Source organism: Methanobrevibacter sp. (assembly GCF_015062935.1).
Taxonomy (GTDB): domain Archaea; phylum Methanobacteriota; class Methanobacteria; order Methanobacteriales; family Methanobacteriaceae; genus Methanocatella.
In genome coordinates this window covers 90,465-101,991 of record NZ_SUTM01000010.1, presented here as the reverse complement: position 1 = coordinate 101,991, position 11,527 = coordinate 90,465, and the positions used below count along the sequence as shown (strand labels likewise).

General features: G+C 35.0%; 2 protein-coding genes. Both read left to right on the top strand.

The window, feature by feature from the left end:
• The first annotated feature begins 166 nt into the window (after positions 1-166).
• The gene (locus E7Z81_RS06390) at positions 167-6,001 is read left to right on the top strand and encodes a C1 family peptidase (RefSeq protein ID WP_292745496.1); all 5,835 of its coding nucleotides are present in this window, start codon (positions 167-169) and stop codon (positions 5,999-6,001) included.
• 737 nt (positions 6,002-6,738) lie between these two features.
• A partial coding sequence (locus tag E7Z81_RS06385; protein ID WP_292745494.1) for a Cna B-type domain-containing protein occupies positions 6,739-11,527 on the top strand: 4,789 nt, incomplete at its 3' end.

Here is an 11,527-nt window from a genome sequence, read left to right as displayed (position 1 = left end):
AGATTCGATTTGAAACTGAAGTATTGGGATGAAGACAATGCGTTTTACTAAAAATCACTTAAGTTCTTGAAAGTGCCCATTTTTAAATTATAACTTTTTATAAAATAAAAGACATATACTTATTCATATAAATAGGATTTAATCCTTTATGATTTGGGGAATTGATATGGTTAAACATTTAAATAAAATTTTTGCGATTTCGGCGTTTTTGTTAATATTTTTATTGATAATTCCCGGAAGCTTTGCAAATGAAAATCAAACGGACTTGTTAAATGATACTTCGCAGGACGATTTAATTTCCATAGACAATAACGTCAGGACTGATGTGTATTTCGATGCATCAGCAGGTGTCGACGGTGACGGATCCAAACTCAATCCGTACAATACAATAAATCCGTCAAGATTGAAGAGCAACACCAACATTCATGTTGCTGAAGGCCAGTATGATGTAAAACTGGACGGTGTTGTACTGGAAAACTGTTCCATTTATGGTGAAAACCCTCTAAAAACAGTTATTTCATCTTCACTTTTCAACAACCAGCCCAACATAATTGCAGGCAAGAACTTTGACGTTTCAGGCATTACATTTTTAAGCATGCATTTTGAGGCAAGGGATGATTTTACAGCTTCAAATACTATTTTTGATATGAAAAATCCATTTTATGTTTATGAATACGGTTTTATCCGCAGCATGAACGGATATTACAGCATAATCAACATTAATAACTGTACATTTACAGGATGCACCGCCACATATTCCGGTGGAGCCATCTACATGAACAGCGGCAGCCTGAATGTCGAAGATTCAATTTTCTCAAACAACGGCGCATATGATGACGGCGGAGCCATATGGCTTGACAATGCAAATTCAACAATCAGAAACTCATTTTTTGAATATAATGGCGCAAGAGATGTGGGAGGAGCAATATATTCACTATACTCAACAGTAAATGTAATAAATTCAACATTCTCCAATAACTACAAAAAGAATTCCCTTACAAAATCAGGAGCTGCAATATATTCACAAAACTCCAAACTTACTGTATCAGATTCCTGTTTTGAAAACAACACTGCATCTTCAACAGGAGGAGCAATAGATATAGAAAAAGGCACTGCAGAGATAACCTCATCCAGTTTCATTAACAATTATGCGGAAGCATCAGGAGGAGCCATCAATGTTAATCAGTTAAGTGATGTTAAAGTATCAGGATGCAGCATTGAAAAGTCATCAACAGACGGAATAGGTGCAGCACTCTTTTCAGAATCATCTGAACTTTCAGTTAAAAACACTAACATTACTGATTCACATGCAAGGTTCGGAGCGGCACTCACAACACTTATGGGAAACTCAAGCCTGAACAATGTAATTGTTAAAAACAGTGCCAGCACATTCAACGGAGGGGCAGTCTATCAGCTTTACGGAACCCTTTCACTTGAAAACTCACAGTTTACAGGAAACATTGCAGATAAAGGCGGAGCATTATATCTCAACACTGTTAAAATCACAGATTTCACATCAAATAGCTTCAGCAAAAACGATGCAAAAACAGGTCTGGACATGTATATGATGGCATCAGACAATTCCCATATAGATTTATCCTCACTGGACGTATACTCAACAGATAATGCCGAATTTTTCATAGGAGATAAAAACTATACTCTTATGAAAGGTGATTACTCATTCAACGGTGTGATTCCTGAAAGATACAACTCAGCTGACAAAGATTATGTCACATCAGTCAAGAACCAGGGAGATGCAGGCTACTGCTGGGCATTTACAGCAATGGCAGTTCTTGAAGCTGCAGTTGCCAAGGCGACAGGTGTTAAATATGACTTTTCAGAAAACAATCTTGTAAACCTCAATAAGATTTACTCAGACTATGGTCTTTCAACCACTGAGGAAGGGGGAAACCTCTACAATTCAATAGGTTATCTTGTAAGCTGGCTTGGTCCGATTGATGAAAGCATAGATCCCTATGATGACAACTCAAAAATATCACCTGTTCTCAACAGCCTTATGCATGTTCAAAATGCAGTGTTCATCCAGGTTAACTCTACAAACTATCTCTCTGTAATAAAAGAGGCCGTAATGAGATACGGAGCCGTAGGTACAGGTTTATACTGGGACTATGACTACGGAGACAACTACAACAATACATATTACTTTGACAAGGGCGATGAATATCATGAAAACCATGCAGTCACCATTGTCGGCTGGGATGACACTTACTCAAAGGACAATTTTAAAGTAACACCTCCTGGTGACGGAGCATGGATTGTAAAGAATAGCTGGGGGCCAATCGGTAAAAACAAAGGTTATTTCTATGTTTCATACTACACTAATGCAATGAACTATATCAAGTACAATTCAATGCAGTTCTCCTCACTACCTAGACTATTCGCATTCATAATGAATGATACAATAAGATTTGACAAGAACTACCAGTATGATTATGCAGGAGCCACAAGCAACCGCCAATTTTCCAATGGTGTGGCATTTAAAAACGTTTTCAGGGCAACAGACGATGAATATCTTGCTGCAGTTTCCACATATTTCATGCAGGACACAGAATATGAAGTATCCATATACTTAAACGGTGAACTGGTACACAATCAGTCTGCAACAACCGGGCAGGGATATTATACAATAAATCTCGACAAGGTCATCCAGTTGAAAAAGGACGACACATTTGAGGTAGCCTTCAAAATGACCAACATGAAGGGCAACACATTTGCAGTTTTAAAAACCGATGCAGACCAGGTTGTGAGAAACTCATCATTTAGAGAAGGAATTTCATTTTACAATTCCAATCAATATCCTGATGTCTGGACTGACACCAAAGGTTCATATCTCTTCTGCATTAAGGCATTTACAGTTTTAAGCGAAATCAAAAGCACAATTGATTTAGCTGTTGACTATGGAGACTATAATCCGGTTACAGTAATAGCTACAGTTCTTGACGAGTCCGGAAATAAGATTAATTCAGGTACAGTAACATTCACTCTCAACGGTACAGATTACACTGTAAATGTAACAGACGGCATCGCCAAATTCGAGCACAAATACTCTCAGGGAATAAGCAAAGTGTCAGCAGCATTTGAGGCTTCAGGATATGTAAAATCCTCATCAAGTGTCAATGTTGATGTAACAAAAGTTGAAGTCGACCTTGACATTTCAGTTGCTATCCATTCAACCACTGCAACAGTAACTGTTCAGGCTTCACAGCCTATCAACGAAAGCATTGAGGTTATGCTTGAAGGTAAGGTTTACAGATATAATCTGCAAAACGGAAAAACCCGTCTTGACTATAATCTTGCAAACGGAGAATATGATATAAAAATCAGCATTTCAAACAGCGACCGTTACTACGGCGAAGCAGATAAAGAATTTGCAATAACAGTTACCCAGCCAAGATTCGTTTCACAGGATATGACAACATTTGAACACAGCATGGCAAAATATTCAATCAAACTGGTTGATGATAAAAACAGCCCTATTTCATCAAGACTGGTTAAATTCAATCTTAACGGAGAAGATTTAGAAGTTGTAACTGACGCTAACGGGGATGCAACAATAATCATTAATCTTACAGCCGGAAAATATGACGTCTCAGCAATATTTGAAGGTGACGATGAATACATGTCAGTCATAAGTTCAAATGCCATAAATGTAAAGAATTTGCTTACTGCACAAATCAGCATCTCCAAAGATAAAAACAATGCAACCGTGGAAATCTCTCTTTCCAAAAATGTGAATGCAAATTTGACAGTCAGTGTAAATAACAAAAACCAGATTGTCCAGGCACAAAACGGGAAGGCTACATTAAAACTCAATGAACTGGAACATGGGGAATACGAAATAGGCGTATATCTCAATGACGATGACTATGTAATATCAAACACATATGACAACTTCACAATAGATGTCATACAGGCAAAGATAATCGCAGATGATTTCACAACCCTTGAAAAAAGCAATGTTGCATATTCAATCAGACTGGTTGATGGCAAAAATCAGGCCATTTCAAACAAAAATATCAAATTCAAGATCAACGGCAACACATACACTGCTATTACAGACAGCAACGGTGAAGCTGAAATTAACATTGACCTTGCAGGAGGCGAATATGAAATAATATCCACATTTGAAGGAGATGATACATACCTTCCTGCATCCTCATCAAACATGATTAAGGTAAAAACCTCTCTTACATCCACAATGGACATTGTAAATGCAGGAAAATCAGCTGAAATCACTGTCACATTATCAGGGGATGTTAATGTCAACATCACATTTGATGTTAACGGCAAAATTGCTGTTGTTGAGACAAAAGACGGTAGGGCAACACTTAAACTCGATAATCTGGAAAACGGAGATTATGAAGTAACTGCAACTATGGATGATGATGCATACTATATGGATGCAATCACCGATGAGTTCACAGTCAGTGTTGTTCAGCCAAGAATAATCTCATATGATATAGAAACATATGAAAACAGTAGTGAAATATTCCTCATACGCCTGGTCAATTCCAACTACAGGCCGATTGCAGGAAAAACTGTCAGGCTGAACTTGAACAATAAGGAATATGAAGTCATAACTGATGAGGATGGTGAAGCAGGTCTATCAGTTAATCTATCAGGCGGAAACTATAATATAACAGCCACTTTTGACGGAGATGATATCTATCTGCCTGTTGAAAGCATCAACACTATCAAGGTCAGGACAATACTTTCATCCACAATCAATGTCAAAAAGTCAGGAAGGTCAGCTGAAATAACTGCAGTCCTTTCAAAGGATGTTGAAGTCGATTTGATTGTAAGCGTAAACGGTGAAAACCATACATTAAACTCAAAAGACACTTTAAAACTGAACAATCTCGATGAAGGTGAGTACGACGTTGATGTTTATCTAAACGATGATGACTACATTTTCATATCATCTCCGACAAGCTTTTCAATCAGCGTAATTGACACTGAAATTGTGGCAGAAGACTTTATTGCATATTATGGAAGCAGTTCAAGATACATTATAAAACTCAAAGATTCAAACGGTAATCTGCTTTCAGGAAAAACCATAAGATACACTCTTAACGGCAATGAGTACAGTGTCATTACACAAAAAGGCGCTGCATCAATACCTGTTGATTTGAGTGTTGGAACATATGATATAACATTCAGCTTTGACGGCGAGGACGGATACATGCCTTCACAAATGCAGTGTGAAGTAATCATAAAATCATCAATAACACTTCCGATAGAAAGCATCTACACATACAATGCACCTTACTCAGTTAGCCTTATCGACAGTTATGCTAAAGCACTGGGTGAAAGAAATGTCAATTTCGAAATAGACGGCATCGAAAAGCAGGTTTTAACCGACAGACAGGGCATTGCAACTCTAAACATTGATTTGGGTGTTGGAAATCATGTTGTTAAAGTGACTAATCCTTCAACAGGTGAGGTCAAAGCCCACAACATTAACGTAATGCCTCGTTTAAGTGAAAATAAGGCTATTACAATGTATTATGGTGCAGGTAACACCTACAAGGTCAAGGTGCTTGATGACAATGGAAACGCTGCAAACGGCGTAAAGATAACTGTCAAAGTCGGATCATCTACAAAGTCAGTTAAAGCAGTTAATGGTTATGCAACTTTAAAAATCACCTCAAAACCTGGTAAATATACAATAACAGCTATTTACAAAGATTTTAAGGTATCAAGCAAACTGACTGTCAGGACAACATTGGTTACCAAAAACATTGCAGTTAAAAAAGGAAAGACTGTCAAGTTCACAGCCAAGCTTTTAAACACTAATGGCAAAATCCTCAAAAACAAGAAGGTTACATTCAAGTTCAGCGGCAAGACCTATAAAATCAAGACAAACAGCAAAGGAATTGCAACTCTAAAAGTAACTAAAAAACTTAAGGTTGGTAAATACACCATTAAGACAGCCTATGGTAAACTGACAGTATCAAATAAAATTACAATTAAAAGATGAGTATTAACTCATTTTTTTTTTTTAATTTTCTGGATGAATAATTTTTAATTTTTTTGCATTAATTTTTTCATGTTCATAAAATGTATACTATTTTATTCATAGTTATATCCCATGCCGACTTTTTTAAATACTGATTGTTACGATATTATTCTAAAAAAATGAATATTTTTTAATAAAATCTGTTGATTTTGATTGTTTAATGACTATTTTTTAAAAAAATTTTATTTTTTTTATTCATTATTTTATTAAATTTTATATTTTTTAATTATAATTTTTTATTTTTTATTCATTTTTTTTCAAAAAATTAGATGATTTTTATGATTATATTTAAATATGACTTAAAAAATAAATATGTGTATACAATATTGATATTATTTCATAATATTTTTATTGTATTGAATGATATGTTTAGTAAAATAAACTAGTGATGCTGGTTGGTTAAAAATTTTTAATTTGATTGATCAGTATATAATATACTTTAAGATTTATTGAGTTAAATAAAATCTAAATAAATGAAAATCAAATGTCAAAGTTTAATTTAATTTGAATGATTGGTATTATTCGGCCTAGTGCTTTTGGATAGTGAGGGTAATTGTATAAACCGGTTATTTCTTGTTGTTATTTGCACGATAATGGTTGATGGTATTATTTATTAGGATGAAATTGGCTTTAAATAAATTTAATTTATATTATTTGATTGGTTTATATTTTATTTGTTCTCATTTAGAGGGAAATTAATGAAATTAAACAGACTAGGAAAAATTTTATTAATAATTTTAGCATTGATGTTGCTCATCAATGTAGTTTCAGCTGGAGATAATACTTTGGTTGGAACTGAAAATGGGAAATTAATGATGGATAGCGATAGCTATGCATTGGCAGATAATTCTGATGACGGCAATTTTAAGTTAAGTGCAACTGATTCTCATGAAACTCTTAAGGCCGGAGAAGTTGGAAACTATACGGAATTGCAGGGTCTGATTAATTCAAATCCTGGAGGCATAATCACTCTTGATAAGAATTATGCATATTCCGGTCCTGATGATATAGTAAACATAACTGTTTCAAGTTCCATTACAATCAACGGTAATGGCCATAACATCAGCGGTGAAAATCAAGCAATGTCACTCTACATTAATAATACCGCTAGTAATGTTATATTGAATAATATTACTTTTGTAAATGGTAACACTGAATCAATGCTTTACATTGATGGTAATTACTGTAAGATAAATGACTGTACCTTTGAGGAAAATAAGGGTTCCTATGGTGGAGCCGTTTACATAAGAGGTTATAAAAATATATTTGACAACTGTAAATTCATAAACAATTACGCCAGCGCTTATGGTGGTGCTATTGATATTGGAGGCAGTTACAATTCAATTTATAACTCCACTTTTATAGGTAACTCAAAGCCTTACGCTGGTGGTGCTGTTTGTTTGGACGGTGTTAAAAACCTGATTCATAACTGTACCTTTAAAGATAATACTGCTTTATATTATGGTGGTGCTATTGACATTTACGGTAAATACAATACTATTGACAATTGTACCTTTGATGAAAATACTGCTAGCTATTATGCTGGTGCAGTATACATGGAATCAAGTAATTGTCTTGTAAACAATTCCATATTCAATCATAATAGTGCTAGCTATTATGGTGGTGCAGTACATATGGCATCTTCAGATTGTATCATCAACGGTTCTAAATTCTATGATAATACTGCTAGCTATTGTGGTGGTGCTGTATTTATGGCAGCCAGTAATGGTCTTGTAAACAATTCAGATTTCAGTAAAAATACTGCGGACTATTACGGTGGTGCAGTTGCAGTTTACAATGACAACAATGTAGTTGACAACTCTGATTTCAGTGAAAATGTTGTTAATTACGGAAGCGGTGCAGCTGTTTATGTTTCAGGAAATAATGTTAAAGTATCAGATTCCACTTTTGCAAAACATAATGGAGACAGCGGTGGTGCTGTTTACTGGATAGGTTCCAACGGAACAGTTGAAGGCTCAAAGTTCAATGAAAACACTGCCAGAAATGGTGGTGCAATATGTTGGGAAGCAGTCGGTGGTAAAATTGACGACTGTGAATTCACTGAAAATAGTGCAGTAACTTATAATGGTGGAGCAATATATGTCACTAAACCTGATTTAGTCATCGAAAAATCAAAATTCACACAGAACACTGCAAATAAAGATGCAGGAGCAGTATACATTAATACCAACAATGTAACTGTAAAAGATTCCGAATTTTACAAAAATCATGCTAATGATAAAGCGGGCGCTGTAGAAATTTATGGAAGCAATAATACAATCGACAATTCAGTATTTGAATCAAATGACGCTGCCAATGATGCCGGTGCGGTTATTATAGGTTATTATTTCCCTGACCCTGAAGGCTCACTTAACAATACCATTCGCTCTTCAAAATTCACTAAGAATAAAGCAAATGGTTTTGGTGGAGCTATTAGAGTTGACGCACAAGGCAACACTATTGACAATAGCGAATTCTATTACAATAGTGCAACTGTCGGTGGTGGAGTCAGTTTTAACAGTAAAAACAATACTATTGACAACTCAAAATTTGAATATAACAGTGCTGCCAATGAAGGTGGTGCTGTAAACCTGAATACAGAAAATTTAATTATAAACAATACTGATTTGAATTATAATAATGCTACTCATGGTGGTGCTGTTTACGTTGCTAGTTTCGCAAAAAATGCAATCGTAAACAATTCCAACTTCGTCATGAATGATGCTTTCGCCAATGGTGGAGCTATATGTTGGGATGGTGCTGACGGTACTGTGGATAACTCCTTATTCTACAATAATATTGTAGATGCCGGACAAGATAAGGCCTATGGGGGAGCTATTAAATTTACTCGTGCCAATGCCAAAATAAGTAATTCCAATTTTACATGGAATATGATATATAACAGATATGGTTCAGCTGAAGGTGGAGCATTAAGTATCGACGGTAAGGATTCAACTGTAGAAAATTGTAAATTTGAATACAATTATGCAGAGTCTTACGCCGGTGCTATTCACTGGAAAGGTACTGACGGTACAATATTCAATTCAGAATTTATCAATAACACTGCAGTAACTCAAGGTGGTGCGATTAATGCTAACGGGGCAAATCTCGTTATTAACAAATCAGCATTTACAAATAACAGTGCATTCTATTTAGGTGGTGCTGTAGGTTTAAGTGTACCTGCCACTATTGACAATTCAAATTTCACTTTAAACCATGCAAACAAAGGTGGAGCTGTCTTTTGGGATTCTCAAACCGGTTTGGTAAACAATTCATATTTCTATAAAAATCATGCTTATTATGCCGGTGGAGCATTTGCCAGTGATTACATGTATGATAATGGAGAAAAAATCATTCAAAATTCCTTGTTTGAAGAAAACAATGCTACTAATTTTGGTGGTGCAATCGCATCCCTTCATACTCAAATTGTTGGTTCAACCTTTAAGAACAATGATGCACATACTGGTGAAGCTTTATACTCTTACTTAACCAGTATATCAGATGATTCCACTTTTATAAATAATGATGTGGTTTTAAAACCTACTGAACTGATTAAAATTACTCCTGGGGATTCAATAGGTAATTCAACACGTAAAACAAATACAACTTATCTTGCAATGTGTGTTGAAAGATATACTTCATTCCCTAATGTTGGAATTAAAGATGATTCCTTAGAAAGACTGGTTAACGTTATATCTGGTGAACCTATAGCGGATTATCTTAAAATTTTAGTATATACCTACTTTAATTCTAAAGAGGATGTATTTCCTCATGAGGATGACGAAATCTATTTCTATCCTGAAGCTTATAGGGACTATGAAAATAGATGGAATTATTTAGTTAAGATTCCACGTCCGGATTATTTCAGTAGGGCAGTTCACGAGTTTTCAGACCATGATTTCTGGAACAGTGATCATCCAGTAGTTTTAAAAGTTTTAGAGTTATATAAAACTGTATATGCTAACGGAACAAAAATGCCTGAAAAGTTCATTAAGGAAGTGAACGGTACTGTCATTGAATATGATTTCAGTTCAATGATTTCACCAACTTCACAAAGTCTGTTCCTCTTTGATATTATTAACTACAAATTAGATGTGGATAAGATTGCATTAAATACTACTGACGTGGTATATGTTAATGATACTGTTGCATTCAACATTACTGTCAATAACACTGCTGACAAACCTATTATTAATGTGACAATAGATGAAATTTTCAATTCAACTGAATTGGAATATATTGGACATTCCAATAATAAAACATGGGTCAAGAACGGTAATACCTTTACTTACACTCATGTTCCTGATATAGGTGACATTGTCGTTTATAGTATTAATTTGAAAAATACTGGTAACTGTCTTGTTAAAGATGTCAAATTCAACATGAATTATAACTCTACTCAACTGGAGTATGTCAAAAGTGTAGGCGGTTTAACTGTTAGAAATGGTGTAAATGTCATTGTTTATGAATTTATTCCTGTTGAAGATGACCTGACTTTAGAAGTTTGGTTTAAAGTTTTACGCAATGATACTTTATCAGACGTTGATTTTGACGTTGTTGATTTAGTTGCTATTGATGGAAGTCCACTACTGCCTTTAGGAGAAGTAAAAAATCCTGAAGTATCTATTCAATATGATAAAGTAGGACGTTTCCCTGCAATACCTGTGGGTGAAAATACTGCTTTCACAATTTGGTTTAGAGCATTAACAAACGGTACATTAGTAAACAATATTACTTTCAAAGCTAATGGCTTTAAAGATATTGTAACAAGCAATTACACTGATGTTTACAAACCTATCACAATCAATGTGACAAAGGTTTGGGATGATAATAACAACCAGGATGGTATTAGGCCTGAAAATATTACTTTTGTTTTAATGGACGATAAGGGCGTTGTTGCTGAGATTGTCTTGAATGAAAGTAATAACTGGAAAGGTAATTTCTCTAATTTACCTGTTGTTTATGTAAATAAAGGTGCTTTGATTAATTATACCGTTGTGGAAAAACTTGTTCCTGCTGATTATAAAGCTGTGACTGTTAAGGTTGATGGTTATAATTATGTGATCAATAACACTCATGTTCCTGCTGTGACTGAGGTCAATGTGACTAAGGTTTGGGATGATGTTGATAATCAGGATGGTGTTAGGCCTGTTAGTATTGTTGTTGTGTTGAGTAATGACACTGGTGTTGTTGCTGAATATGAGTTGAATGATGCTAATGGTTGGAAACATACTTTCAAGGATTTACCTGTTTATGTTAACGAGGGTGCTTTGATTAATTATACTGTTGTGGAAAAACTTGTTCCTGCTGATTATAAAGCTGTGACTGTTAAGGTTGATGGTTATAATTATGTGATCAATAACACTCATGTTCCTGCTGTGACTGAGGTCAATGTGACTAAGGTTTGGGATGATGTTGATAATCAGGATGGTGTTAGGCCTGTTAGTATTGTTGTTGTGTTGAGTAATGACACTGGTGTTGTTGCTG